At 65.6% G+C, this 26,022-nt stretch carries 23 protein-coding genes; 10 read left to right on the top strand and 13 right to left on the bottom strand.

The window, feature by feature from the left end; translation table 11 throughout:
• Nucleotides 1-38 precede the first annotated feature (38 nt).
• Complete coding sequence (gene acnA / locus SROT_RS07375; protein ID WP_013138389.1) at nucleotides 39-2,846, top strand: aconitate hydratase AcnA; 2,808 nt, start codon at nucleotides 39-41, stop codon at nucleotides 2,844-2,846.
• An 8-nt stretch (nucleotides 2,847-2,854) separates the two neighbouring features.
• Nucleotides 2,855-3,433 carry a TetR/AcrR family transcriptional regulator gene (locus tag SROT_RS07370; protein WP_013138388.1) on the top strand — a complete coding sequence of 193 codons (579 nt, stop codon included), beginning with the start codon at nucleotides 2,855-2,857 and terminating at the stop codon, nucleotides 3,431-3,433.
• A 45-nt stretch (nucleotides 3,434-3,478) separates the two neighbouring features.
• On the opposite strand, the gene SROT_RS17080 is transcribed toward SROT_RS07370, so the two are convergent.
• Nucleotides 3,479-3,817 carry a helix-turn-helix domain-containing protein gene (locus SROT_RS17080; protein ID WP_013138387.1) on the bottom strand — a complete coding sequence of 113 codons (339 nt, stop codon included), beginning with the start codon at nucleotides 3,815-3,817 and terminating at the stop codon, nucleotides 3,479-3,481.
• Between the two features lie 195 nt (nucleotides 3,818-4,012).
• Here SROT_RS17080 and SROT_RS07360 point away from each other — a divergent pair, with 195 nt between their 5' ends.
• Nucleotides 4,013-4,552 (top strand): cupin domain-containing protein, encoded by a 540-nt coding sequence (locus tag SROT_RS07360; protein WP_013138386.1) that lies wholly within the window; start codon nucleotides 4,013-4,015, stop codon nucleotides 4,550-4,552.
• Here the strand turns inward: SROT_RS07360 and SROT_RS07355 are convergent, their stop codons facing one another.
• Nucleotides 4,553-5,071 carry a hypothetical protein gene (locus SROT_RS07355; RefSeq protein WP_013138385.1) on the bottom strand — a complete coding sequence of 173 codons (519 nt, stop codon included), beginning with the start codon at nucleotides 5,069-5,071 and terminating at the stop codon, nucleotides 4,553-4,555. It abuts the gene before it with no gap.
• Between the two features lie 126 nt (nucleotides 5,072-5,197).
• Entirely contained in the window at nucleotides 5,198-6,826 is a 1,629-nt protein-coding gene (locus SROT_RS07350) for an ABC-F family ATP-binding cassette domain-containing protein (RefSeq protein ID WP_013138384.1), read from the bottom strand.
• Between the two features lie 280 nt (nucleotides 6,827-7,106).
• On the opposite strand from SROT_RS07350, the gene SROT_RS07345 reads away from it, so the two are divergent.
• The 3 genes from SROT_RS07345 to SROT_RS07335 all read left to right on the top strand — a co-directional run bounded on the left by SROT_RS07345 (nucleotide 7,107) and on the right by SROT_RS07335 (nucleotide 9,865).
• Nucleotides 7,107-7,868 (top strand): hypothetical protein, encoded by a 762-nt coding sequence (locus SROT_RS07345; RefSeq protein ID WP_013138383.1) that lies wholly within the window; start codon nucleotides 7,107-7,109, stop codon nucleotides 7,866-7,868.
• Between the two features lie 312 nt (nucleotides 7,869-8,180).
• A complete protein-coding gene (locus SROT_RS07340) occupies nucleotides 8,181-8,798 on the top strand; it encodes a hypothetical protein (RefSeq protein ID WP_245535380.1) in 618 nt (205 codons plus the stop codon).
• Between the two features lie 200 nt (nucleotides 8,799-8,998).
• Nucleotides 8,999-9,865 (top strand): N-acetylglucosamine kinase, encoded by an 867-nt coding sequence (locus SROT_RS07335; protein WP_281042321.1) that lies wholly within the window; start codon nucleotides 8,999-9,001, stop codon nucleotides 9,863-9,865.
• A 53-nt stretch (nucleotides 9,866-9,918) separates the two neighbouring features.
• Here SROT_RS07335 and SROT_RS07330 read toward each other — a convergent pair whose 3' ends face one another.
• Complete coding sequence (locus tag SROT_RS07330) at nucleotides 9,919-10,944, bottom strand: alpha/beta hydrolase (protein WP_049773325.1); 1,026 nt, start codon at nucleotides 10,942-10,944, stop codon at nucleotides 9,919-9,921.
• Nucleotides 10,945-10,985: 41 nt separating this feature from the next.
• A complete protein-coding gene (locus SROT_RS07325; protein ID WP_013138380.1) occupies nucleotides 10,986-12,392 on the bottom strand; it encodes an alpha/beta hydrolase in 1,407 nt (468 codons plus the stop codon).
• Between the two features lie 266 nt (nucleotides 12,393-12,658).
• Here SROT_RS07325 and ypfJ point away from each other — a divergent pair, with 266 nt between their 5' ends.
• On the top strand, nucleotides 12,659-13,591 hold the full coding sequence (gene ypfJ / locus SROT_RS07320) for a KPN_02809 family neutral zinc metallopeptidase (RefSeq protein ID WP_013138379.1): 933 nt from the start codon (nucleotides 12,659-12,661) through the stop codon (nucleotides 13,589-13,591).
• A 92-nt stretch (nucleotides 13,592-13,683) separates the two neighbouring features.
• The gene (locus SROT_RS07315; RefSeq protein ID WP_013138378.1) at nucleotides 13,684-14,781 is read left to right on the top strand and encodes an Rv2578c family radical SAM protein; all 1,098 of its coding nucleotides are present in this window, start codon (nucleotides 13,684-13,686) and stop codon (nucleotides 14,779-14,781) included.
• Here SROT_RS07315 and hisS read toward each other — a convergent pair.
• Nucleotides 14,778-16,067: a histidine--tRNA ligase gene (gene hisS, locus SROT_RS07310; protein WP_013138377.1), complete on the bottom strand. Its 1,290-nt coding sequence runs from the start codon at nucleotides 16,065-16,067 to the stop codon at nucleotides 14,778-14,780. The genes SROT_RS07315 and hisS overlap by 4 nt on opposite strands.
• Nucleotides 16,064-16,747 carry an MBL fold metallo-hydrolase gene (locus tag SROT_RS07305; protein WP_013138376.1) on the bottom strand — a complete coding sequence of 228 codons (684 nt, stop codon included), beginning with the start codon at nucleotides 16,745-16,747 and terminating at the stop codon, nucleotides 16,064-16,066. Before SROT_RS07305 ends, hisS begins: the two co-directional genes overlap by 4 nt.
• Nucleotides 16,748-16,829: 82 nt before the next feature.
• On the opposite strand from SROT_RS07305, the gene SROT_RS07300 reads away from it, so the two are divergent.
• Nucleotides 16,830-17,666, top strand: a complete 837-nt coding sequence (locus SROT_RS07300) for a peptidylprolyl isomerase (protein WP_013138375.1) — start codon at nucleotides 16,830-16,832, stop codon at nucleotides 17,664-17,666.
• A 65-nt stretch (nucleotides 17,667-17,731) separates the two neighbouring features.
• Here the strand turns inward: SROT_RS07300 and SROT_RS17075 are convergent, their stop codons facing one another.
• Nucleotides 17,732-18,043, bottom strand: coding sequence for a hypothetical protein (locus tag SROT_RS17075; protein ID WP_245535423.1), 312 nt, complete (start codon nucleotides 18,041-18,043; stop codon nucleotides 17,732-17,734).
• Here SROT_RS17075 and SROT_RS17070 point away from each other — a divergent pair.
• On the top strand, nucleotides 18,036-18,473 hold the full coding sequence (locus tag SROT_RS17070; protein ID WP_483475654.1) for a peptidylprolyl isomerase: 438 nt from the start codon (nucleotides 18,036-18,038) through the stop codon (nucleotides 18,471-18,473). The genes SROT_RS17075 and SROT_RS17070 overlap by 8 nt on opposite strands.
• Before the next feature lie 30 nt (nucleotides 18,474-18,503).
• Here SROT_RS17070 and SROT_RS07290 read toward each other — a convergent pair whose 3' ends face one another.
• From SROT_RS07290 to secD, 5 genes are read right to left on the bottom strand one after another with little or no spacing between them, the layout of a single operon-like run.
• Nucleotides 18,504-20,897, bottom strand: a complete 2,394-nt coding sequence (locus SROT_RS07290) for a RelA/SpoT family protein (protein WP_013138373.1) — start codon at nucleotides 20,895-20,897, stop codon at nucleotides 18,504-18,506.
• 58 nt (nucleotides 20,898-20,955) lie between these two features.
• Entirely contained in the window at nucleotides 20,956-21,501 is a 546-nt protein-coding gene (locus tag SROT_RS07285) for an adenine phosphoribosyltransferase (protein ID WP_013138372.1), read from the bottom strand.
• Nucleotides 21,494-23,140 (bottom strand): ABC transporter substrate-binding protein, encoded by a 1,647-nt coding sequence (locus tag SROT_RS07280; RefSeq protein WP_013138371.1) that lies wholly within the window; start codon nucleotides 23,138-23,140, stop codon nucleotides 21,494-21,496. The genes SROT_RS07285 and SROT_RS07280 overlap by 8 nt, the downstream gene beginning before the upstream one ends.
• Nucleotides 23,130-24,233 carry a protein translocase subunit SecF gene (gene secF / locus SROT_RS07275; RefSeq protein WP_013138370.1) on the bottom strand — a complete coding sequence of 368 codons (1,104 nt, stop codon included), beginning with the start codon at nucleotides 24,231-24,233 and terminating at the stop codon, nucleotides 23,130-23,132. The genes SROT_RS07280 and secF overlap by 11 nt, the downstream gene beginning before the upstream one ends.
• Nucleotides 24,230-25,897, bottom strand: a complete 1,668-nt coding sequence (gene secD / locus SROT_RS07270; RefSeq protein ID WP_013138369.1) for a protein translocase subunit SecD — start codon at nucleotides 25,895-25,897, stop codon at nucleotides 24,230-24,232. The genes secF and secD overlap by 4 nt, the downstream gene beginning before the upstream one ends.
• Nucleotides 25,898-26,022: the final 125 nt, after the last annotated feature.

Genomic DNA, 26,022 nt, shown 5'->3' with positions numbered 1-26,022 from the left:
CGCCTTCGCGCCGGGTGCCAAATAAGGAGGTCCCCTTAATGGCCAGCATCAACTCCTTCAACTCCCGCGACACCCTCAAGGTCGACGACCAGGAATACGAGATTTTCCGCCTGGACCGCGTCGAGGGCCTCAGCAAGCTCCCGTACTGCCTGAAGGTTCTCGCCGAGAACCTGCTCCGCACCGAAGACGGCGCAAACATCACCCGAGACCATATCAACGCCCTCGCCAACTGGGACCCCTCCGCAGAGCCGTCTGTGGAAATCCAGTTCACCCCCGCCCGCGTCATCATGCAGGACTTCACGGGCGTTCCCTGTGTCGTGGACCTGGCCACCATGCGCGAAGCGGTGACCGAACTGGGCGGCGACCCGGACAAGGTCAACCCGCTTTCCCCCGCCGAGCTCGTCATCGACCACTCGGTCATCCTCGACGTGTTCGGCCGCGCGGACGCCTTCGAGCGCAACGTCGAGCTTGAGTACGAGCGCAACGGCGAGCGCTACCAGTTCCTTCGTTGGGGCCAGGGAGCGTTCGACGACTTCAAAGTGGTCCCTCCGGGCACCGGCATCGTGCACCAGGTGAACATCGAATACCTCGCCCGCACGGTCTTCACCAGGGGCGGCCAGGCCTACCCGGACACCTGCGTCGGCACGGACTCGCACACCACCATGGTCAACGGCCTCGGCGTGCTGGGCTGGGGCGTCGGCGGCATCGAGGCCGAGGCCGCGATGCTCGGCCAACCGGTCTCCATGCTCATCCCGCGCGTGGTCGGCTTCAAGCTCACCGGCTCGATCAACCCCGGCGTGACAGCCACCGACGTGGTGCTCACCATCACTGAAATCCTGCGCAAGCACGGCGTGGTGGGCAAGTTCGTCGAGTTCTACGGCGCCGGCGTCGCCGAAGTGCCGCTCGCGAACCGCGCGACCCTCGGCAACATGAGCCCCGAGTTCGGCTCCACCGCCGCGATCTTCCCGATCGACGGGGAGACCATCGACTATTTGCGCCTGACCGGCCGCGACGAGCACCAACTGGCACTCGTGGAGGCATACGCCAAGGAGCAAGGCCTTTGGCACGACGCCGCGCACGAGCCCGCCTACTCCGAGTACCTCGAACTGAACCTCTCCGAAGTCGTGCCCTCCATCGCCGGGCCGAAGCGCCCGCAGGACCGGATTCTGCTCTCCGAGTCGAAGGTGGCGTTCCGCAAGGACATCCACAACTACGTCGGCGACGAGGCCCCGGCCCCGCACACCCAGCTGGACGAGGCCATCGAGGAATCCTTCCCCGCGAGCGACCCGGCCAGGCTGTCCTTCGCCGAGGATGACGCGGTCCCCGTGCTCTCCGCCGCGACCGGCTGCGAAGGGCGCCCCTCCAAGCCGGTGCGGGTCAAATCCGAGGAGCGCGGCGAGTTCATCCTCGACCACGGCGCGGTCGCGGTCGCGGGCATCACGTCCTGCACCAACACCTCCAACCCTTCGGTCATGCTCGGCGCCGCCCTGCTGGCCAAGAACGCGGTGGAGAAAGGCCTCACCTCCAAGCCGTGGGTCAAGACGAACATGGCTCCGGGCTCCCAGGTCGTCACCGACTACTACGAGAAGGCCGGGCTCTGGCCGTACCTGGAGAAGCTGGGCTTCTACCTGGGCGGATATGGTTGCACCACCTGCATCGGCAACACCGGCCCGCTCCCCGAGGAGATCTCGCAGGCGGTCAACGACAACGACCTGACCGTGACCGCGGTGCTTTCGGGGAACCGGAACTTCGAAGGCCGCATCTCACCGGATGTGAAGATGAACTACTTGGCGTCCCCGCCGCTGGTCATCGCATACGCGCTGGCCGGCACGATGGACTTCGACTTCGAGCACGAGCCGCTGGGCACGGGCACGGACGGACAGCCGGTGTTCCTCAAAGACATCTGGCCGTCGGCGAAGGACATCGAAGACACCATCAAGGCGACGATCGACCGAGAGATGTTCACGAAGTCGTACGCGGACGTCTTCAAAGGCGACGAGCGCTGGCGCAGCCTGCCCACGCCCGAAGGCAACACCTTCGAGTGGAGCGACTCCTCGACCTATGTCCGCAAGGCCCCGTACTTCGACGGCATGCCGCTTGAGCCCGCGCCGGTCGCGGACATCAAGGGCGCCCGGGTCCTCGCGCTCCTCGGCGACTCGGTGACCACCGACCACATCTCCCCCGCCGGTTCCATCAAGCCGGGCACCCCGGCCGCGCAGTACCTCGACAGCCACGGTGTCGCCCAGGCGGACTACAACTCCCTTGGCTCGCGCCGGGGCAACCATGAGGTCATGGTCCGAGGCACCTTTGCCAACATCCGCTTGCAGAACCAGTTGCTCGACGGCGTCTCCGGCGGCTACACCAGGGACTTCACTCAGCCGGGCGGCCCCCAGTCGTTCATCTACGACGCGTCGGTGAACTACCAGAAGGCAGGCATTCCGCTCGTCGTGCTCGGCGGCAAAGAGTACGGCTCGGGCTCGTCCCGCGACTGGGCCGCGAAGGGGACCACGCTCCTCGGCGTGCGCGCCGTCATCACCGAGAGCTTCGAGCGCATCCACCGCTCGAACCTCATCGGCATGGGCGTGATCCCGTTGCAGTTCCCCAAAGGCGAGTCCGCTCAGTCGCTCAAGCTGAACGGGACCGAGGTCTTCGACATCAGCGGCATCGAGAAGCTCAACGAGGGCGTCACCCCGAAAACTGTCCATGTCACCGCGACCAGGGAAGACGGCTCGAAGGTCGAATTCGACGCCGTGGTGCGGATCGACACTCCGGGCGAGGCGGACTACTACCGCAACGGCGGCATCCTGCAGTACGTGCTCAGGAATATGATCCGCTCGCAGAGCTAATCCCAACCATGCCCAAGGTAAGCCCTGACCGCATCGCTGCGACCAAGGGACAGATTCTCGACGGGGCCCGGCGCTGCTTCGCCGAGCACGGCTACGACGGCGCGACCGTCCGCCTGCTCGAAGCGGCGACCGGGCTCTCTCGGGGAGCGATCTTCCACCACTACCAGGACAAGGCCGAGCTCTTTTTCGCGCTCGCGAAAGAGGACGACGAGCGCATGGCGCAGCTCGCCGCCTCCCACGGCCTCGTGCAAGTCATGCGGAACCTGTTGCGCAGGCCCGAGGAGCTGGACTGGCTCACCACCCGTCTGGAGATCACCCGGCGACTTCGCACCGAGCCAGAGTTCCGAGAGCGCTGGACGCACCGCTCCACCGCTGTGCGCGAGGCGGCCCTGGCGCGCTTGGCCCGCAAACAGAACGACGGCGGGGTCCGAGACGATATCCCCGTCGAGGTGCTCTACGAGTATCTGCAGCTCATGCTCGACGGACTCGTCAGCCACCTCGCGAGCGGGGAGGAAACCGCACGGCTGGAGGCAGTGCTGGACATGGTCGAAACCGCGATCCGCGTGCCGAACCGAACTGCGGATTGAGCCGGGCTTTTCCGCGCGGCGACCAGAGCGCCGCCGAGCAAGAGCCTACTTCTTCGTCTTGCCGTTTTTCTTCGCCGGCTCAAGCTCGGGGGTGTGCGCCCCGCCTCGGGCGCGCAATGCGGCCTTCGACTCGACCAGCACCTTGTGGACGAATCCATAGGAGCGGCCCGTCTCTTGGGCGAGACTGCGAATACTCGCTCCCGCCTCGTATTTCGCCTTCAGATCGGCTTGGAGTTCGGCCCGGTCCGAACCGAGCACACGGGTTCCTTTGCGCCGAAGCCCTGAAGCAGCTTTCGTTTTGCTCGCAGGACCTTTGACCGACGCGCTCTTCGCGGCGCGCGGCGAAGGCTTCGCGGTGGGAGATTTCGATTGAGTTGCTGCCATGGCGCTCCTCCTGGGCTCGACCTGTTGCATCAAGACCTTCACCATAGTAGCGCGATATCGGCAGAATGGTCGGGAAAGGGTGATCGAAAACTCATGCAAGCCGCTCGCGTCATCTCGGACAATTCTCTTGATCTCAAGTGCGCTTGAGCTATTAGTGTCGGCAAGAACGCGAGCCAGCAGGAGAAAGGACACTTCATGGCACAAGAATTCTTCTCGAAAAACACTCCCCCGATCGTTCGCCAGGCGGATCAAGAGATACTGGGGGCAATCGCCGAGGGCAGTCAGAACAGATTGATCTTCGACGCCGAGGCCACCAGCGGCCTGGCCGGGGCCCTGGAGATTCGGCTGGCCGTCGGCGCGCACGGGGCCTCGCCGCACTTGCACAAAAAGTCGGGCGAGCTGTTCTACGTCGTCGCGGGGAAGGTCGAGGTGCTGTGCGACGAGGCGGTGCTCACAGTGGCCGAGGGCGACACCTTCTTCGTGCCGCCGAGGACAATCCACGCCTTCGGAGCGGCGCCGGACAGCTCTGCGCGCCTTTTCAGCGTGCTCACGCCAGGCACGCAACGCTTCGAATACTTCCGTCTGCTCGACGCCGTCGAACGAGGCGAAGCAGACCGCTCGGCGCTTGCCGAGTCGCAGGAGCAGTACGACAACTACTTCGTCAAGAGCCTGGTTTGGGAACAGCACAGGGCAGTCGCCCGCAAAAGCGTGCCGAACGCGACCAGCGCAGTGTGATTAACTCCCTGCGGCGGGGGCGCTGGCGCAGACATCCCTCTCGACAGCGTTGAGCCGGTCCGCGGCCGGGGCGATGCGTCCAGCGGCGTCGTTGAACCTGCCGGTGAGTTCGGCTGGCACCCCGTCGGCGTCCTCGGACGAAATGATCTCGTCCTGGACGTCCGCGAGATCTTGATAGGCAGAGGCTTGATCGCGAAGGGCCTGTTCAGCGACATCGTTGTTCACACCGTCCGCAGTCTGTTCCAAAAAGTGCTGGCTCTGACGGAACAGGTCGCCGAGCTGGCGTTGCAGGTCACGCCATTTGTCAAGCTCGCCCTGTGGCGGATGGGCTCCGCGCAAGGTTTTCAACTGGTCCTGCAACGCGGCCCGTTGCTGATCGAGATCGCGGAACCTCGGGCCTGCCGCTTGGAGCGCCTGGCACGCGTTCGGATCCGGGTCAGCTGTTGCGGCGGGCGCCGGGGCGACGAGCAACGCGCACGCCAACAGCGCCGAACCGGTCCATGCGATGGTTTTCGTCATGCCGAACAATGCTAAGGCGTCAGGGGCCGGCGCTGAACGCGCAGTCGGATATGGAAGCCCCGCCCCATGACGAGCACTCCAGAAACCCCGGCCCGCCACACGCGGGCATGGGCGGCCGGTGCTCGATCAGGCCAGCTCGACCAGCTCCAAGTAGTCCGCCGACCAATGGTCTTCGGTGCCGTCCGGCAGCACGATGACCCGCTCGGGCGCGAGGGCCTCCACCGCTCCGGGGTCGTGGGTCACGAGAATGATCGCTCCGGTGAACTTGCGCAAACCGCCGAGGATGCGTTCGCGAGAAGCAGGGTCGAGGTTGTTCGTCGGCTCGTCCAAAAGCAACACATTCGCCCCAGAGGAGACCAGCCCGGCGAGCGCGAGCCGGGTCTTCTCTCCGCCGGAGAGCGTCCCCGCGGGTTGCGACAGCTGGTCGCCGGTGAGCATGAATTGGCCCAGCAAATCGCGAAGGCGCTGCTCCGGAGCGTCCGGTGCGGCATGACGGATGTTGTCCCACACCGAGTCGCACGGGTCGATGGTGTCGTGCTCTTGGGCGAAATACCCGACCTTGAGGCCGTGCCCGGCTATGACCGCGCCAGTGTCGGGCGTCTCGGCCCCGGCGAGCAGCCGCAGCAAGGTCGTCTTGCCCGCGCCGTTGAGCCCGAGGATCACCACGCGCGAACCCCGGTCGATGGCGAGGTCCACGCCCGCGAAAATCTCCAAGGAGCCGTAGCTTTTCGACAGGCCCTGCGCGGTGAGCGGTGTTTTGCCGCACGGCGCGGGGTCGGGGAAGCGGATATCGGCGACTTTGTCGGCAACCCGATCCGGCTCGAGCGCGGAGAGCATCTGCTCCGCGCGACGAGCCATGTTCTTCGCGGCAACCGCTTTGGTGGCCTTCGCGCCGAGCTTCGCCGCCTGGGTTTGCAGGGCGCTCGCCTTCTTCTCGGCGTTCGCCCGCTCGCGTCGCCGACGCTCCTCGTCAAGCGCCCTGGTCTTCAAGTAGGTCTTCCAGTTTGTGTTGTAGACGTCCGCCTCGCCGCGCGTCGCGTCGAGGTACCAAACCCGGTTCACCACAGCGTCTAACAGCTCCACGCTGTGCGTGATGAGCAAAAGGCCCCCGTTGTGGCGTTGGAGGAAAGACTGCAGCCAGGCGATCGAGTCCGCGTCGAGGTGGTTCGTCGGCTCGTCCAAGAGGAGCGTCGTGCCGGACCCGTCGCCGCCCTCAGTCGCGGCGAAAAGAATCCGGGCGAGTTCGACGCGACGTCGCTGTCCGCCGGAGAGCGTGCCGATTGCCTGCTCCATCACGCGGTCCTGCAAGCCCAACCGAACACAGATCTGTGTGGCCTCGCTCTCGGCGAGGTAGCCCCCCCTCGCCTCGAACTGCTCCTGCAGTTCCCCGTAGGCGCGGATCGCGCGGTCTCGCTCCCGCTCGTCAACGACCTCGGCCATCTTCGCTTGCTGCTTGTCCATCTCACGAAGGATCGTGTCGAGGCCCCGCGCGGAGAAGACCCGGTCTTTCGCGAGCACCGACAGATCGCCCTCCCTCGGGTCTTGCGGCAAATACCCGAGTTCCCCGGTGCGGGATATCGTCCCACCGTACGGCTTCGTCTCACCAGCGAGAATACGCATTGTGGTGGTCTTGCCCGCCCCGTTGCGGCCCACAAGCCCGATCCGGTCCCCCGCCTGGATCCGAAGCGCCGTCCCTGGCGCTGCGAGCAACGTCCTGCTGCCCGCACGCACTTCAAGGTCGTTCGCCACAATCACGGGCGGCAACTCTACCGCGGAGCCGCCTATGGCGAGAACTGTTTTCCCCCGCCGACAGCCGGAACAACGACCTGCGAGCCGGAAACCCATGACAATCTGGTGACAATCAGGGCGCGAAAAACAACGATACAGTCAAGACTTGGCCCACAACTGGACGTGTTCCGCGCGCCCGTGACAGGCTTTTTCCGATTCACGAGCGTGCTCGAGAACGCGCTGATCCCGCGCCCATCCGCACATCACACCCCGCGCACATCCACGGAAAAGAGTCGAGAACCCCACTATGAAGAACACATCTCGCATGACAGCGGCCATTTTGGGCGCTGTGGCCACCGCCGGGCTCGGCGTTGCGGCTTTCTCGAACGCCGCCCCGGCCCCGGAAGGCGCAGCGGACTCCCCGACAGCGTGCGACGCTTTGGCAGGGGCCGCCAACGACGCCGCCATCGGCGTCAACAAGATCCACGACATCGGCCCGACTATTTCTCCTGCGCTGCCGCATCCGGACGACCCGGATTTGCAAACCGGAAATGTCAACCTCATCCAACTCTTTTTGCAGTCGCGCGACATCGCGGGGTCGCTGCACCGGGCCAGCGCCGAACTGCGAGCCGCTCAGGGCAACGTGGACGACGCCGATCTGAGCTCTGCCGCAGACGAACTCGCCCAAGCGGACGAGAACACGGCGGCGGCCTTCGACTCTGCTTCCAATATTCTCGGGCCCCGTCCGCCCATGGACGAACTTGCCTCCGGCATGGTTCAGAACATCGGCGACACCATGAACGCGTTCCACCAATTCAACGACCTCTACTCCGCACAGTGCGGTGTGGATCTGCGCCCGGACTGGGACAACCCAGCCGCCGCAGCCGCCGAGGTCGACGAGAGCCCCGCACCGGCCGACGACCAGGCGCCTCCCTCGGAGGAAGCCGCCCCGGAGGCCGACGAGGACCAGGCTCCCCCCGCTGACGACTCCTCGCCCGCTGACGAGGACCAGGCTCCCCCCGCCGACGACGGCCAAAAGCCAGCGGATGAGGACAGCGCCGGACAATAACCGCGCCTGGTCGCAACTTGGGAATCTCCTGGGAAAACGAACCGCTGAACTGGGGATTTATTAAATCCTCTGTGTCTTCATGGTAGTGTCCGAAGAAGAACAGGCGCACCGAAGAGCACACGTCACACCGAAAAGGCCACGTCACAGAGTTGGCGGTGAGACAGGTGCAACACTCGGCTCTGGCCGTGCGCGTCCAGTTCTTCCATGCCAAAGCTGGAATTGCAGCGCACTGCTGCTCGCCCAGCCAAATTGTTGAGGGCCCAACGAGCCACATAACTGAAAGAGTCGAAGTTGCCGATGAAAACATCTCGCGTGACCACTGCATTGCTGAGCTCCATCGCGGTGGCCGGATACGGCGTCGCCGCCTTCTCGTACGCGGATCCTGCCCCTGAAGCCCAGGATTCGTGCGCCGCGATCGACCGCGCCGCACACGACTCCGCAGTCAACATGGACAAGATCCACGGCATCGCTCAGACTATCTCCCCTGCCCTCCCGCACCCGGATCATCCGGAGCAGGAGACCGGCAACGTCAACATCATCGACCTGTTCTTCAAGGCCCGCGATCTTTCTCGGTCGCTGCGCCAGTCGAGCAACGAGCTCCGGGCCGCCGAAGCCGGGGTGGACCTCCCCGAACTGCGGGACGCCGCCGACAACCTCGCCCAAGTGAATGACGACACCGCGACCTCGTTCGACAACGCCTCCAACCCTCTCGGGTCGCGCCCGCCGATGAACGAGATGGCGAACCAGATGTTCGACACGGTGAAGGGCGCCATCCAGGCGTTCCAGAACTTCAACAGCGTCTACTCGAACCACTGCGGCGAAGACCTGATGCCGAACTACGAGGACCAGCCCTCTGCGGACGAGCCTGCTCCTCCCGCCGACGAGCCTGCTCCTCCCGCCGAGGAAGCGGCCCCGGCTGGCGGCAACTGAGCCTGCCCGCGCGAGAGCGCCCGGCCCGAAAAGACTTTCGGGCCGGGCGCTCTCGTTTGCACCGCCTGGCGTTCATAATCGACAGATGCCCGCCGCGACCGGGTCCGCTCACGCGACCATCCCCTTGAGGGCGGAAAGCTGAGCGGCTCCAGGCGGGGAGCCGTTCAAGGAGGCCGCTGCTGAAGAACACGAGAATAGCCTTGGGAATTGACATCGGCGGTTCCAAAACGCATGCTCTGGCAACGCAGGACGCAGTGAGCGTCCTGGATTTCACCACCGGCAGCGCAAATGCGCAGTCAGTCAGCAACGAGCTTGCCGGCCAGCGCCTTGGCGAGATCTTCGCCCGGCTCCGCACACAAGAGATCGGCTCGATCTGCGTCGGGGCGGCAGGCGTGGACAGCGAACGCCAAGTCGATTTCCTGAAGCAGAAAGTGCTCGCTCTGGCCCCGGGGGCTCGGGTCCATGTCGTGCACGACACCGAGCTTTTGCTGCCCGCCGCTGGCAAAGAGACCGGCGTCGCGCTCCTCTGCGGCACGGGCTCGGTGGCCTTGGGCCGTTCCGTGGACGGACGGAGCGCGCGGGCGGGCGGCTGGGGCTCTCTGCTCGGCGACGAGGGCAGCGGGTTTTGGATCTTCCGCGAAGCGGTCCGCCACACACTCGGGCAGAGCGACCGAGGCGAGCAGCACGACGAGCTCGGCGAAGCGCTCCTCGCAGATTGCCAGTGCCGCAAGGCGACCGATTTGCTCGACCACGCCTACGCGAATCAGGAGCGTCGGACTTGGGCGAACCGGGCGGAGCTGGTCCTGCGCCTCGCGGAGAACGGGACGCCCGCCGCTGTGCGAATCCGCGAACAGGCGGCAGACGCCCTTGTCGAACTCGCTCGAACCGTGCGAAGCCGATTGGGCGGCGCATTAGAAGTCGTGTTAGCCGGGGGCTTGCTCCTCGGCGACCTCGCTTTGCGCGCCCTCGTGTCCCAAAAGCTGCGCGAAACAGGGTTCACTGAGATCTCAGCGCTCGACCAACCGCCAGCCCTTGGCGCTTTGCGACTGGCGCAAAGCGCTTTGTGAGCGCCTTTGCGACCGGTTCGCCAGGGACCCGGCCGGTCCAGAGATCTGTTCGCTCAGAGATCCGACGGGGCGAGCCCGATCTCTGGCACGCCAGGAGTGTGCAGGTAACCGGCGAGCCATGGCAGCGAGTCGGAGAACGTGGAACGGGCGAACGGCCAGAGGTGCCGCCCAGGGCCAACATAGACCGCGCAGGACATGCCCGATTTGCGACCGGCTTCGCAGAGCGCTTTCGCGGCGTTCGTCGAATCGGGATCGACCCAGACGTCGGCGTCGGAATTCTCTTTCGTCTCGTTGTCCCTGCCGGGGTGGCCGGTGACTTGGAACCAGCCGGCTGTGCGGGTGTATCGGTGCTGGGCGATCACAGCGAGAGTGTCGTGCGCGTCCTGTGCTGCTTTGTTGCCGCCGAACAGGGCGCCCAGGGTGTCCTCGCCGTCCGGCAGCGAAGGCCGCTCATAGCCGACGACGTCCACGAACCCGCTGAAGAGGTCGGGGTGGGTCGCCGCGAGGGTCACCGCGCAGGTGCCGCCCATGGACCAGCCGACGACGCCCCAGTTCGTGGTGGCGAACTTCGCATTGACGTACTGCGGCACCTCTTTCGTGAGGTGGTCTTCGACATTGCCCCTCGGCCCGTTCACACACTCGGTGTCCGCGTTGAAGAAGCCGCCGAAATCGACGAAGGCCAAAATCGGCGAATTGCCACCATGATTCGCTGCGAAATCGCTCGCGATCTGCACAGCCGCGCCATTGCGCGCCCAATATTCCGGCGAATCCCCCTGCCCCGCGATCATCATCACGGCGGGCAAATGCGGCGGTGTCTTCGAGGCGAACCACGCAGGCGGCAAATAGACGTACTCCGGGCGGCGGGGGAAATGGCTGACGGTGTCTGGGACGTTCACCCGGACCAGGCTGCCAGACGGTTGCGGCGTGCCTTGGAGCGCGGCGACGTCCTTTTCTTCGATCGCGCCCGGGATCGGATCGGTCAGGTCGGGGTCAGGGTCCGACCAAGCGGGCGCGCTGTTGAGGAACAAGGCCGAAAGGACGACGAGAGCCCCGCAGACCCGGCCGAGCCGAACAGCCAAGGGGGACACATTCCAAGACAAAAAGCACTCCGATCATCCGGTTAGCGTGTGGCGGGGGTCGAGGCGGGCAACGGCGACGGCGACACGCCCGGCGTACCAAGATACCCTGCCAGCCATGGCAAGGCGTCATGGAACGCGGTGGACGCGAACGCCCATGTGTGCCGCCCTGGTTTTGCGATGACAGCGCACTCGATCCCCTGTTTGCTGCCAGCGTCGCAAATCTTGCGCGCGGCTCCCAGGTAATCGCCCGATCCCATGAAACCGGCAGGATCACGTCCGCCGAACCCGTCGTTCCCTTCGGCGACGGCCTGGTTCAGCTTGAACCCCTTCGGAAGTTTTTGGGGCGTGCTCGACGTTTGGAACCAACCCGCCGTCCGCGTGTAGCGGCCATGCGCATTGATCGTGTTGATCGGCGCGTACGACTGGTACGCCGAGACATCGCCGCCGAACAGATTCTTGATCGTGGTCTGCTCGTCCCCGGCGCTCGGGCGGATGTCCCCGGCGATGTCCACGAAGCCGCTGAACAGATCGGGGTGGCGGACGGACAAGTTGACCGCGCAAGTCCCCCCCATCGACCAGCCGACGACGCCCCAATGCTCGGCCTCGGCGCTCGCGCCGAAGACCGAGACGATGTACGGCGGGACGTCTTTGACGAGATGGTCCTCCGAGTTGCCCCTCGGGCCGTTCACGCACTCCGAGTCGGTGTTGAAGCTCCCGCTCGTGTCGACGAAGACCATGATCGGCGTGTTTCCGCCGTGCTCGGCGGCGAACTTGTCGGCGATCTGCGCCGCGTCGCCCACACGAATCCAATGCGACGGCGTGTCGAACTCGCCGCCGATCATCATCACCACGGGCAAACGCGGCGGCGTCTTCGACGCGAACCACGCGGGCGGCAGGTACACGTACTCGGCTCGGTGGGTGAAGTGGCTCGCGTCGTTGGGGATGTTCACCGCGACGACGCGTCCCACCGTCTGCGTGGTCCCCTGCAGCGCGGGCAGGGCCGAGGCGTCCACCTGGTTCGGCAACGCCCCGGCGGTGAGCTCATCCCACGCCTGCTCCAAGGTCTGGTAATAGCCGACCCACTGGTTCACCACGATGGCGACAGACAACAGGGACAATGGCACGGCGAGCAGCGCGACCGCGCGCCTGCCCCACCACTGCCCGCGCCAGCCGAGCACGAGGACGGCAATGGCAGCCGCCGAGATGCCGACCCAGAACCAGAGCGCGTTCGGCGCCGGATCACCCGCGAGGCCGTTCTCATCGATGTACTGGTAGACGGCCCAGACCGCAATGGCAGCCACCAGCAACGAGACCGGAACCCAGCGCAGCCACCACCGCTTTGTTCGGCCGCTGCCGCTCAAAGCGTAGGCAAGCGCCACAACGGCGAGGATTTCGACGACCCACGGGAACCAGCCCTGCTGGATCCGGATTCCGTTGCGGTACTTCATCATCGGATGGTCGCCAGGAGCAGCGAAGAACGTCGAAGATCGGGCCGTGATCGAGCCGAGTTGATACGTCCGTGGGTCCTGCACGGTGCCATCCTGCCAAGAGAGACTGAGCGGTTGCTGAGAGAGCCCCGGCGAGTCGCGGAGTCGCACGATCAGGCGCGATTTCTTGCGCGGCGACCGATCCTGCCCCGAGCGCATGGGCCAGGAAGGCGCGAGCGCCCCTGGTAGCATCCATGAGAACACCTCCCCGAAGCTAGGAGACCGCCGTGACCTTCAACGAAGGCATCCAACTCGACGCCAGCGACATTCAAACCGGGGGCGGAGGAATGGGCCGAGGCCCGCAGCTCGCCGTCGGCGGCGGCGTCGGGGGGATCATCGTCCTCGTGCTGGGGCTCTTGCTCGGCGGGAACGACGGCAGCAACCCGCTCGAAGACATCGTCAACGACGTTGGCGCAGGAGCAGGGGCCAACGCGCAGAGCTCCGAGCTGCAATCCGAGCTCGACAGCTGCAAGCGCGACTCCTCACTCGCGAACAGCAACGCGACGTGCCTCATCGCCTACACCGGCAACAGCGTCAACAGCGTGTGGGCGAAGATCCTGCCCGAGCAAACCGGGCAGGCGTACATCAAACCCAAGATGAGCATCTTCCACGGGAGCGTGCGCACGGGCTGCGGCGCGGCGGACAGCTCAGTCGGCCCGTTCTACTGCCCGGCGGACCGCACTGCGTACTTCGACCCGACCTTCTTCAAAGAGCTTGTGCAGCTCGGCGGCAGCAACGGCAAACTGTCCGAGGAGTACGTCGTCGCGCATGAGTACGGCCACCACATCTCGAACATCGAGGGCTCGCTCAGCGCCGCCTCCCGCAACCCCAAGGGCGCCAGGTCCGGCGGCGTGCGCAGCGAACTGCAAGCCGATTGCTACGCAGGCGTGTGGGCGCATTGGGCGACCAGGATTCCCGCGCCGGGCAGCGACAAACCGCTCATCAAAGCGATCACCGACGACGATGTCAAAGAAGCGTTGCAGACCGCGCAGGCCATCGGCGACGACAGCCTGCAAAAACGAGCCGGCAGAAGGGTGAACCCCGAATCGTTCTCCCACGGCAGCGCGGAGCAACGCCAGGCGTGGTTCACCCAGGGGTACCGGACCGGACAGATCGCCAGCTGCGACACGTTCGCCGCCGCCGACCTCGACAACCCCTGATTTTCTCGCTCACCCTGCCGAAAGCGTGCCGATTGGCGAACTTTCGAACATAAGTTCTTGACATTCGTGCCGAACACGTGTTCCATTGAAGTGTGCGTTGGCAAGGACAACTTCTCCGGAACGACAGTTGCGGCGAGCTCGGCTCGGCTCCCCACGGCTCAGCGGGCGCCCCCAGGCCAGGCGAGCCGCAGGCGCTCCCCGGCCTTGAGGCGACGACGTTCCTCAGGTCGGTGGCCACGCCGGACTTCGCTGGCGTCACCTTCCACGAAGTGCTTTGCCGCAGCGCGCTCAACAAGGTGACGAAAACCTCGACCATGCCGTTCGGCTGGACGATCAACCCGATGCGCGGCTGCTCGCACGCCTGCGTCTATTGTTTCGCCAGAACCAGCCACGAATACCTCGACCTCGACCCAGGCGAGGACTTCGACAAGCAGATCATCGTGAAAACCAACCTGGTCGAAGTCTTGCGCCGCGAGTTGCGCAGACCTTCGTGGGCCAAAGAAGCAGTCGCGATGGGCACCAACACCGATCCGTACCAACGCGCGGAGGGGCGGTACCGGCTCATGCCGGGGGTCATCGAGGCGCTCTCGGCGTCCGGAACCTCGTTCTCGATCCTCACGAAGGGCACGCTGTTGCGCAGAGACCTGCCTGTCCTCGCCGAAGCGGCCACGCGCGTGCGCGTGCATCTCTCGGTCTCCATCGCCCTCGTGGACGAGCCGATGCAGCAGTCGCTCGAGCCGGGCACGCCGACTCCGAAAGCCCGGATGGAACTCGTGCGGGCGATTCGCGAGGCAGGCTTCTCCTGCGGGGTCATGGCAGCCCCGATCCTGCCAGGGCTCACTGACTCTCGGGAACATTTAGACCAGCTCGTCAAAGAACTCACCGCGGCCGGCGCCACAAGCATCAGCGCCTTCCCCTTGCATTTGCGTCCGGGCACTCGGGGGTGGTTCATGTCCTGGCTCGAGCGGGAGCATCCCGAACTCGTGCCCCGATACAAGGAGCTCTACCCCAGAGGCTCCTACATCACCCCGGCGTATCGAGAATGGCTTTCGCAGACGATGGCTCCGATCCTGCGCCGCCATCAGGGCAGGCGGCCCGTCTCCGCGAGACACCGGCACAGGGGGCCGGAAGGCCCCCAGCGCCAACAGGCCGCTCCAGCCGTCACGCCCGAGCCTCAGACATTGTTCTAACCCGCCTCGGCGAGCCGGGACGCCATCTCGGACACCACGTCGGGCAATGGGACGCACGACTGCTCCCCCGAACGCATGTCTTTCAGCTGCGCCTGTTCGGAGGCCAACTCCGCCTCGCCGATGATGAGCACGAACCTCGCGCCGGAGCGGTCCGCCGCGCGCATCGCCGCCTTCAAGGCCCTGTCGCCGTAGGCGAGGTCGACGCCGATCCCTGCCTCGCGCAACGCACCGGCGAGGCTCGTCATGCGCCCTTTGGCCTCTGCTCCGAGCGCCACGCCGAAAACCGGGACCGAACCCGAATCCTGAGGCGGGATTCCCTCAGCGGCCAATGCCAACAAGGTCCGCTCCAGGCCGATGGAAAATCCCACACCAGGCAGCGGCTGCCCGCCAAGATCGGCGACCAGCCCGTCGTAATGCCCGCCGCCGCCGAGCGCGGACTGCGCCCCAAGACCTGTGTGCACGAACTCGAAAGTGGTCTTCGTGTAATAGTCCAGACCGCGCACGAGCTTCGGGCTCAAGGAGTACGCGACCCCCAGCCCGCGCAGATGCTCGAGCACCGTCTCGAAATGCTCTTTCGCGGAATCGGAGAGGTGGTCCACAAGCAAAGGCGCGTCGACGAGCTGGGCTTTGACCTCGGGCCGCTTGTCGTCCAACACGCGGAGCGGGTTGCGCTCGGCGCGCTGGCGGGTCGCCTCGTCCAAGTCGAGCCCGCGCAAGAACGAGAGCAGTCGCTCGCGGTACTCGGGCCTGCATGCCTCGTCCCCGAGGGAGTTGATCTCCAACCGGTAGCCCCCAAGGCCCAATCTGCGCAAACCCTCTTCAGCGACCGCGACCGCCTCGGCGTCGAGCGCCGGGTCGTCCACGCCGATCGCCTCGACTCCCATCTGCTGAAATTGCCGATAACGCCCGGACTGGGGCCGCTCATAACGAAAACATGGCCCCGCGTACCAAAGTTTCACCGGCAGCTGGCCTCGGTCAAGGCCGTGCTCGACCACAGCCCTGACCACGCCAGCGGTCCACTCCGGCCGCAGGGTGAGCGAGCGCCCGCCCTGGTCGGGAAAGGTGTACATCTCCTTCCCGACGATGTCGGTGGACGCTCCGACGCCCCGCACGTACAGCGCGGTGTCTTCGAAGACCGGCAGCTCGACCGGCCGGTACCCGGCGAGTTCGGCAGCTTCGGCCAAAACCCGTTTCGCGGCGACGAACCTTGCTGATTCTGGCGGCAAATAATCCGGCACGCCCTTCGGCGCCTGAAGCTTCTGCGACTTCTTCGCCTGTTCGGTCATGCTCGCAACTCCCTGATCCACTCGTTCGTCGTGCGCTCGCGGCCTATTGTGGTGGCCGGGCCGTGCCCCGGCAGCACCAGGGTCTGATCCGGCAGCGTCAGCAGTTTCTCGCGAATCGACCGGAGCAGCCTCGGCATGCTGCCGCCCGGCAAATCGGTGCGGCCGATCGATCCGGCGAAGAGGACGTCACCGGCGAACACGACGCGCATCGGCCCGTCCTCCTGCTCGAACTCTCCCCCGAAGAGCACCGAACCCGGTGTGTGGCCAGGCGCGAGGTCCACCGAGAGCCGCACACCAGCGAGGTCGAGCTCATCGCCGTCAGAAAGCTCCAGCACTTTTTCCGGCTCTCGGAAGACAGTGCCGGCTGTGAGGAAGGACAACGCGCCGAACATGGAGCCGATGCCTTTGCCGGGCTTGGTCAACAGCTCACGGTCGTCAGGATGGATGTACGCCGGGATCGAGTACGCGTCGCACACCTCCCTCGCCGACCAAATGTGGTCGATGTGCCCATGGGTGAGCAGCACCGCCACTGGTCTGAGCTTGTGCTCGTCGAGCGTTCGGCGCACTGGGCCCGCTGCGGACTGGCCTGGGTCCACGATGATCGCGTCCGAGCCTGGGGCGAGCGCGAGGATGTAGCAGTTGGTGTGGAACATCCCCGCAGAAAAGCTTTTTATCAGCATGACTGGTCAAGTCTAGCCATACATTCGGCTAGAATGCATCGTCTGAATATTCTGGGACCGATCTCATGGAGGTAGCGCTCTCTTGCCCAACAACGAGCAGAAACGAGCTGCGGCCAAGCGGAAACTGCAACGCCAGCTCGAGAAGCGCGCCGAGCGCCAACGCCGGCGCCTGACCTTGGTGTTCGCCGTCGTGGTGGTCCTCGCTGTGATCGCAGGCGGTGCGTTTTGGTGGCATACGTCCCAGAAGAAGCCCCAAGCGCTCTCCCAGCCGAAGCCCGACGCGTCCTCGTGCGAATTCACTGCCTCGCAGCAGCCGCCGTCCAAACCGGCGACAAGGCCAGCGAACGGTCCCGCGCCCACCACCCCGCCGAACCAAGACGTGACGCTCAAAACCGACCGGGGCGACATCCCGCTCACCTTGGACCGGGCAAAGTCCCCCTGCGCAGTGCAAAGCTTCCTGTCTTTGTCCGAGCAGAAATTCTTCAACGACACCACCTGCCATCGGCTCACCACGGGAGGCATTTACGTCCTCCAGTGCGGCGACCCGACTGGTTCGGGATCCGGCGGCCCCGGCTACAGCTTCGCCGACGAGTACCCGATTCCGAAGGACCGCAAAGCACCCGTGGCGAGCAATGGGTCGACGTTCTACACCCGAGGCACGCTCGCGATGGCGAACTCCGGCCCCGACACCAACGGCAGCCAGTTCTTCCTCGTCTACAAGGATTCCCCGCTGCCGCCGAGCTACACCGTCTTCGGGCATATCGCCGACGCGGGGCTTGCCGTCCTCGACAAGATCGCCGCAGGCGGCGTCGCCCAAAGTTCGGCGCAGCCGACCGACGGGGCGCCCAGGACCCCGGTGAAGATCACTGGCGTGGAGCTCTCTCCCGCGCCCGCCCAACCGGCGCCCGCCGGGCACTGATCGAGCGCCATGTTGCGGAAGACCTTTGTGCCAGCACTGCTGACAGCTCTCGCTCTCGCCGGGTGTCATCGCGGCGCGCCGGATGTGGTCGCGCCGCCATTGACTTCCTCCAAGCTCGCGGCCAGCTCGGTCCAGGCCACAGCCATCGCACCGGCAAGCGCCTCGTCGGCTCCGGCGAACCCGACGACCATCACTGCCCCGATCTTGCCGTGTGATTTCCGGGCGACCCCGGTCGCGCCGCCCGCGAGGCCGGTCGCGCCCCCGCCGAACGGGGCCGCCCCGACCGACCCCGATGTCGTGAACGCGGTGATGAAAACGAGCGAGGGCGATATCCCGTTGACGCTCACGCCGGGAAAGACCCCCTGCGCAGTGCTCAACTTTCTCAGCCTGGCGCAACAGCATTTCTACGACAACACCAGCTGCCACCGGCTCACCGCGGGAGGCATTTACGTCCTCCAGTGCGGCGACCCGACTGGTTCGGGATCCGGCGGCCCCGGCTACAGCTTCGCCGACGAATACCCGATCGGCAGCAGAGTCATTCCTGCTCCAAAACAAAACGAAACCCTGTACACCAGAGGCACGCTCGCGATGGCGAACTCCGGCCCCGACACCAACGGCAGCCAGTTCTTCCTCGTCTACAAGGATTCCCCCCTGCCGCCGCACTACACGATTTTCGGTTCGACCGACGAGACGGGGCTGAGCGTCCTGGACAAAATCGCAGCGGGCGGCGTCATTCCCAGCCCCACCAGTGAGAGCGACGGGCAGCCGACGACGCCGGTGCGCATCTTCAGCGTCCAAGGGCCGTAGCCCCACCGCTGGCCGCGAACCAGCTCTTGACTACGCCGCTGACGTCAGCCGGTACACGTCGTACACGCCCTCGACGTTGCGCACAGCCGAAAGCAAATGGCCAAGATGCTTCGGATCGCCGATCTCGAACGTGAACTTCGAAAGCGCCACCCGGTCGCCGGAAGTCGTCACCGAGGCGGAGAGAATGTTCACTCGCTCGTCTGCGAGCGCCTTTGTGATGTCAGAGAGCAAACGATGGCGGTCGAGCGCCTCGACTTGGATCGCCACCAAGAACACCGACGACGGCGACGGCGCCCATACGACATCGATGAGCCGCTCTTGCTGTGTGTGCAATGAAGCGGAGTTCGTGCAGTCGACACGGTGCACGCTCACGAAACCGCCGCGCGTGACGAAACCCAAGATCTTGTCCCCGGGCACCGGCGTGCAACATTTCGCGAGCTTGGTCGGCGTGTCGGCAGAACCGACCACCTGGACGCCGCAGTCCTCGGAACGGCGGGAGGTGCGCGCGGGCATCGTGGTTGTGCTCGAGCGCTCTTGGGCCGCCTCCGCGGCCTCCTCCTCGCCGCCGAAATGCGTCACCAGGCATTGCACGACCTTCTGCGCGGAGACATGATTCTCGCCCACCGCGGTGTAGAGGGCAGAGACATCAGGATAATGCAGCTCGCCCGCGACAGCGCTCATCGTGTCCGCGCCGAGGATTCGCTGCAATGGCAAGCCTGAGCGGCGGACCTCTTTGGCGATGGACGCTTTCCCCGCTTCCAGCGCCTCCTCGCGGCGCTCCTTGGCGAACCATTGCCGGATCTTGGTCCGCGCCCTGGGCGAGACCACGAAGCTCTGCCAGTCGCGCGTCGGTCCCGCATTCGCCGCTTTCGATGTGAAAACCTCCACGACTTCGCCGTTCTCCAACGGCCGCTCCAACGCGACGAGCCGCCCGTCCACCCGCGCGCCGATGCATCGGTGCCCGACCTCGGTGTGGACTGCGTAGGCGAAATCCACCGGCGTGGACCCGGCGGGCAGTGTGATGACATCGCCTTTGGGGGTGAAAACAAAAATCTCGCGGACAGCGAGGTCGTAACGCAAGTCTTCAAGGAAGTCGCCGGGATCGGACGCCTCCCGCTGCCAGTCGAGCAGCTGGCGCATCCACGCCATCCGGTCGACCTCAGCGGCGTCGCTGCCGACCTTGCCTTTGTTCTCCTTGTAACGCCAGTGCGCCGCGATTCCGAACTCGGCGACCCGGTGCATCTCCTGAGTGCGCAGCTGCACTTCGAGCGGCTTGCCCTCGGGGCCGATCACCGTCGTGTGCAGCGACTGGTACACCCCGTAACGCGGTTGGGCTATGTAGTCCTTGAACCTGCCGGGCAGCGGCTGCCACAACGAGTGCACCACGCCAACGGCCGCGTAGCAGTCCCGCACCTCCCCGCACACGATGCGCAGCCCGACGAGGTCATGGATGTCGTCGAAATCGCGGCCCTTGACGATCATCTTCTGATAGATCGACCAGTAGTGCTTGGGGCGCCCGGCCACCTCCGCGTCCACCCGGAACGAAGACAGCGCCGATTGCAGCTCGCTCTTGACCCTGGCGAGGTAGGTGTCCCGAGAAGGAGCCCGATCCGCCACCAATCGCACGATCTCGGCGTACTTCTTCGGGTGCAGAACGGCGAAGGCGAGGTCCTCGAGCTCCCATTTCACCGAGGCCATGCCGAGCCGGTGCGCGAGCGGAGCGATCACCTCAAGGGTCTCTTGCGCTTTGCGCACCTGTTTCTCCGGCGGCATGAAGCGCATCGTGCGCATGTTGTGCAGCCGGTCCGCGACCTTGATGACGAGCACCCTGGGGTCTCGGGCCATGGCGATCACCATTTTGCGGATGGTCTCCGCTTCCGCTCCCGCGCCCCAGGTCACCTTGTCGAGTTTGGTGACCCCGTCCACGATATGGGCCACGTCCGAGCCGAAATCCCGCTCAAGCTCCTCCAGGGAGTACCCCGTGTCCTCGACGGTGTCGTGCAGCAGGGCGGCGACAAGCGAGAGGGTGTCCATGCCGAGTTCGGCGAGTATGTGCGCCACGGCGAGCGGGTGCGTGATGTACGGGTCGCCCGAGCGCCGGAATTGGCCTTCGTGACGGGCCTGGGCGATGTCGTACGCCTTGGCCAAGAGGGCAAGGCTGGCCTTGGGGTACAGCTCGCGATGCAGCGCGGCGAGGGGTTCGAGCTCCGGCTGGACCCCGGACCCTCGGCCCGCTCCGAGGCTGCGGGCGATCCGGCTGCGCAACGTCCCCCCTGTCTTCGTGCTGGGACTGGTCTGCGAGCTGGGGCTTGTCTTGCTGGGGCCAGCGGCCGCAGGCCGAGGAGAAGCCGCCTCGGGCGCGACGGAACTCGCGCCGGGGATCTGCACCGGTGTCGGTTGGCGGATCTCCTGGCTCGCTGTCATACAGTCACCACACCCAACATCGGACCATGATACCTCCGGCTACCGCGGCAACTCGCCCCTACTGCAGTTGGTCGTCGCTGAGCAGCGCCACCACGGCGAGCCCCTCTGCGGCAAGCCGAGCACGACCTCCCAGCGCGGGCAACTCCACGACCGAGGCGGCGGCGACCACTCGCGCCCCGCAGCCAGCCAAGAGCACAGCAGCCGCTGCAAACGTGCCGCCCGTCGCCAGCAAATCGTCTAGGAGCAGCACGTCTTGCCCGGCGAGATCAATCCCTTCGACCGGGATCTCGATCCGGGCCTGGCCGTATTCCAACACGTACGACTCACCGACCACCGGCGGGGGCAGCTTGCCCGCTTTGCGGATTGCCAGCACACCGCAACCACGTCTGGCGGCGAGGGCCGCCGCGAACAGAAACCCCCGCGCCTCGACTCCCGCGATGAGCCCGGCCTCCGGCGTCGACTCGTCCAACGCAACAAGCACCTCGTGGAACGCCTCGCCGTCCGCGAGCGCGGGGATGAGATCGTAAAACAAGATCCCCTGGCTCGGGTAGTCGGGGATTTTCCGAACCGCCTTGGCGAACCGCCCGTTCGCAAGATCAGTCATCGGCCGACCACCTTTCCATGTTCCAGCCCGCCCCGGACGCGGTGGCGTTCGGAACCACCCCGCGCAAATCTTCGCTCCACCACAGCGAGCGGGGCTGGGCGAACAACGGGATGACCGGCAGATCCTCCCATATCGCCTCTTGCGCCTGCGCGAGCAACACGATCCGCTCGTCCTCTTTCTCGGTGAGCGCGAGCCGCAGGATCAGATCGTCCAGCTGAGAGCTGGCGTAGCCGGAGACGTTCTCCCCCTCCTCCGTGCGCACCTGCGCGGCAGCGGTGAGATCCCACGTCGGACCTGCGGCGCCACCCGCGCCCGTCGCGAGGTCAGAGCTGGTCAACAGGACATCCAGTTGTCCAGACTCCAGCGCGAGAAGGTTGAAGTCCTTCGAGGAGTCCAGAACTCGGACCCCTGCCGGATCGCACGATTGCGCAACCGCCGCGACCAGAGCGGCCCGGCGGGCGTCCGGCGCGAGGTAGCCCACCCGCACCGTGATCGGCTTGCCCTTGGAGACCTCTTCCCGCGCCCGATACGCCGCTGCGGCGTCGGGCTGGACGTAGCGGGCGGGCTGGGCCGGGGACAACTGCCAAGGATCCTGCGAACTGGACAGCTCGCCCGCCGCAGGAGCCCCCGCGTCGCCGAACTGGGCGGCGAGGGAGGCGCGAGGCAGGCAGAGCGCAAACGCCTCCCTCGCCCGTTTTGCGGCGAACGTCCCTCGAAGCGACAGCACGAACTGCTCGATCCCGAGCGATCGCACCGTCTTCTCGCGCAGCCCCGATGGCAGCGCGAGCTGCGCGATGGAGCCTTTTCCGATGTCGATCACCTGGGCGCCCGCCACGGGCGGGCGAAACCCCTTCGGCCAAATCTCGACCTTCGGGGTCCGGGCGGATTCGCCCCACCAGCGCTCATTGCGCACTAAGGTCGCTCTGCCGGCATCAGCGGACTGGATTCGGTACGGTCCGCTGGCGGGAAATTTCGCCGCGTCGAACTTCCCTGTGAAGTCCCAGCCCGAATTCCAAAACTTCCCCGCAGCCTGCAATCGGGCTTGATCTGCCGAGCTCACCGCGTCCACAACACGCAGACGTGCCGCTTTGGCGAGCACATGCGACGGGAGGATCGTCCCTGGGCCGAACAGCCCTGACCAGCCGGGGAAGTGCCGCTCGAAGACAGCCGTCGCCGTCTTCGAGCCCGCCGCGCACTGCATGTTCGTGATGAGCTCGTACCCCGCCTTGCTCGCCGGAACGGCTCCGGGGAGGCGCCCGGCCAAGGCCGCCCACGCGAGGACGAGGTCGTCGCATGTCATCGGGACGCCGTCGGACCACACTGCCTTGGGGTTGAAGGTGTAACGGACGGTGAATTCCTCGCCCTGGCCCGCCAGCGGCTCGGCGGAGCCGACATCGGCGTCCGCGACGGAGGATCCGGTCGGACTCGGGTAACTGAATCCGGGCAGCACCCTGGCGAACGCCATAAGCGCGCCGCTGGAGCGGCCAAGTGCCGTGTTGGCGTTGTACGTGGGAAGTTTCGCGTCAATGAAGTAGTTGACGACCTCGGCCTGCTTATGGAAAAAGCCGCAACCAGTGGCGCAGCACAGCAGGACGGCGAGGGCCGTCGCAATCCGGGCGGCAGGGCGGCTAAGCCGCATCCGAGGCCCGACGGCGCGAGGCGACCTTCGCGTTGTGCTTTTTGAACTCTTGGCGGCGCTCCTTGAGCGTGACCAAAAGCGGCGTGGCGACGAAGATCGACGAGTACGCGCCGCTGATCAAACCGACGAGCTGCACCAAAGCCAGGTCCTTGAGCGTGCCGACGCCGAGCAGGAGCACCGCCACCACGATGAGGCCGAGCACGGGGAGCACGCCGATGACAGTTGTGTTGATGGACCGCATCATCGTCTGGTTCATCGCGAGGTTCGCGAGCTCAGCGTACGTGCGACGAGTGGTCTTCGTGACGCCACGCACGTTCTCCGAAACCTTGTCGAAGACCACGACCGTGTCGTAGAGCGAGAAGCCAAGGATGGTGAGCAGGCCGATCACCGTCGCGGGGACCACTTCGAAGCCGACCAGCGAGTACACCCCGGCCGTGACGACGAGGTCGAAGAACAGCGTCGCGATGGCCGCCACAGCCATGTCCACCTCGAAGCGGACCGCGATGTAGACGCCGATCGCAACGAGGAACACGCCGAGAGCGATCAAGGCGCGCTTCGTGATCTGGCCGCCCCAGCTGGAACTTACCGAGGAAACGTTGACTGCCGCTTTGCTTGGCTTGCCGTCGCGTCCTTTGGGGTGGAAGGCGTTGAAGAGCGCGTCGGAGACTTTCGCGGTCTGCGCGTTGTTCAGGTCGCCGGTGCGCACCTGGACAGTCGCGGAAGACCCAGCGCCAACGGTTTGCACCGAGACGGGCTCCTGCCCTGTCGCTTCGGCGACGACACGGCTGACCGCGCCGTTGTCGGTCTTCCCGTCCGAGGGGAAGGAAATCGATGTTCCGCCCACGAACTCGATGCCGAAGGTGAACCCTCGGATCGCGAAACTCGCCAGGCACACCAAAAGAATGCCTGCTGTGACGCGGAACAGGAGTTTGCGCCTGCCCACGATCTCGAAGGCTCCCGTGCCGGTGTACAGACGGGTGAAGAGCGACGGGCGCCCCGCGGCCCTCTCCTGGCCGTCGTCCTCGAGCTCAGTCTGGTCCACCGCGTCGGTCTCTTTCTTCGCTTCCCTTGTGTGCACTGGTTTCTCGCTCATGAGGCCAACTCCTGGGTGCGCGCCCGCCCGAGTCCGGTTCTGCTGGGTTTGGCCCACCACGCTCGCGTGGACGCGGCGTGGACCAGCGGATGCGTCACCAAGAACACCACCACGAGGTCCATGATCGTGGTCAGACCGAGGGTGAAGGCGAAGCCGCGCACCTCGCCGATGGCCAGGATGTACAAGACAGCGGCGGCGATGAAGGTCACGGCGTTGCCGGAGAGGATCGTGCGACGTGCCCGCTCCCAAGCCCTCGGCACCGCAGAGCGGAAGGACCGGCCTTCCTGCACTTCGTCTTTGATCCGCTCGAAGTAGACGACGAACGAGTCCGCCGTCATGCCGATGCCGATGATGAAACCTGCGATACCGGCGAGATCGAGGGTGAACCCTATCCACCTGCCCAGCAAGACCACAATCGCGTAGTTCGCCACCCCGCTGAGCAACAGCGACAAGAGCGCGAGGAAGCCGAGCGCGCGGTAATAGAAGAGCGAGTACAAAAGCACCAGCACCAGGCCCACCGCGCCCGCGATCAAACCTGCGCGCAGCGAAGCCAGGCCGAGCGTCGCCGAGATCGTCTGCGCCTCGGACGAGCTGAACGACAGCGGCAGAGAGCCGTACTGGAGCACATTGGCGAGCTCCTTCGCGCTGGTCGCGGTGAAGTTGCCGCTGATCTGCGTGCTGCCGTTGATAACGCCCTGGATCACCGGATGGCTCACCACCACGGAGTCAAGGGTGATCGCTGTCTGCGTCCCGACATGGTCGGCGGTGTACTTCGACCAAATCTCCTGGCCATGGGGCTTGAAGGACACGTTGACCACCCATGCGCCAGCCTGGTTGTCCATTTGGGCGCCCGCTTGGGAGATCTCTTGGCCGTCGATGATCGCGGGTTCGAGGACGAACTTCTCCGTGCCGTCCTGCGAGCATGTGACAAGCGGCAGCTTCGGGTCGTCGTTGCCGCGCAGAGGGTCCGGTTTGCCGCAGTCCAGACTCTTGACCGCCTTGTCCAAGGGGCCGAATTTCTGCTCGACGATCTTGGCCGCGGCCTCCGGGTCTGTCACCGCCATCGCCCGGATGTTCTGGATCTCTTCCGGGCTGATGTTCACAATCACGTCAGGAGATTGACGGATCGCGCGGGCCTGCTGGATCTCTGCTGCCTGCGCCGCGGAGACGTTCGGGTCTGCGGGAGCGGGCTGGCCGTCCGGGCCCGCAGCAGGCGCAGGCGCGGGCGGCGGGGGTTCGAACATATTCGGAGAGTTCTGCTTGTCCCAGACGGTGGCCTGGCCGTTCACCGCGTTCTTCGCCACTGGCCGGATGTACAGCCGGGCGGTCTGGCCGAGCGTCCTCGCCTGCGAGCCTTCCTCGCCCGGCACGGTGATGACAAGGTTGTTGCCCTGCACGACCACTTCCGACCCGGAGACGCCGAGCCCGTTCACGCGCTTTTCGATGATCTCCTTCGCCAAGTTCAGCGAACTCTGGTCCGGGTCTTTGCCGTCCGGAGTGCGCGCGGTGAGGGTCACGCGCGTGCCGCTTTGCAGGTCGATGCCCAAATGCGGGATCTTTTTCTTATCGCCTGTGAAGAAGACGAGCGAGTACGAACCCGCCACGAACACCACGAACACAAGCAGATACTGGAGGGGACGCATGCCCCGAGATTTTCTAGGCATGACATCCTTCGAATGCTTGGAACAGCGAACGCGCGTCCTGCGCGGCGGACGGCGCCGGGCCGCGTGTCTCGACCGCCATGACGAACGCAAACGCAGCGCACGAGGAAGCCGTCGCGAGCATGCCC

The sequence above is a fragment of the Segniliparus rotundus DSM 44985 genome, assembly GCF_000092825.1.
Taxonomy (GTDB): Bacteria; Actinomycetota; Actinomycetes; order Mycobacteriales; family Mycobacteriaceae; genus Segniliparus; species Segniliparus rotundus.
This window is presented reverse-complemented; position numbering and strand designations above follow the sequence as displayed.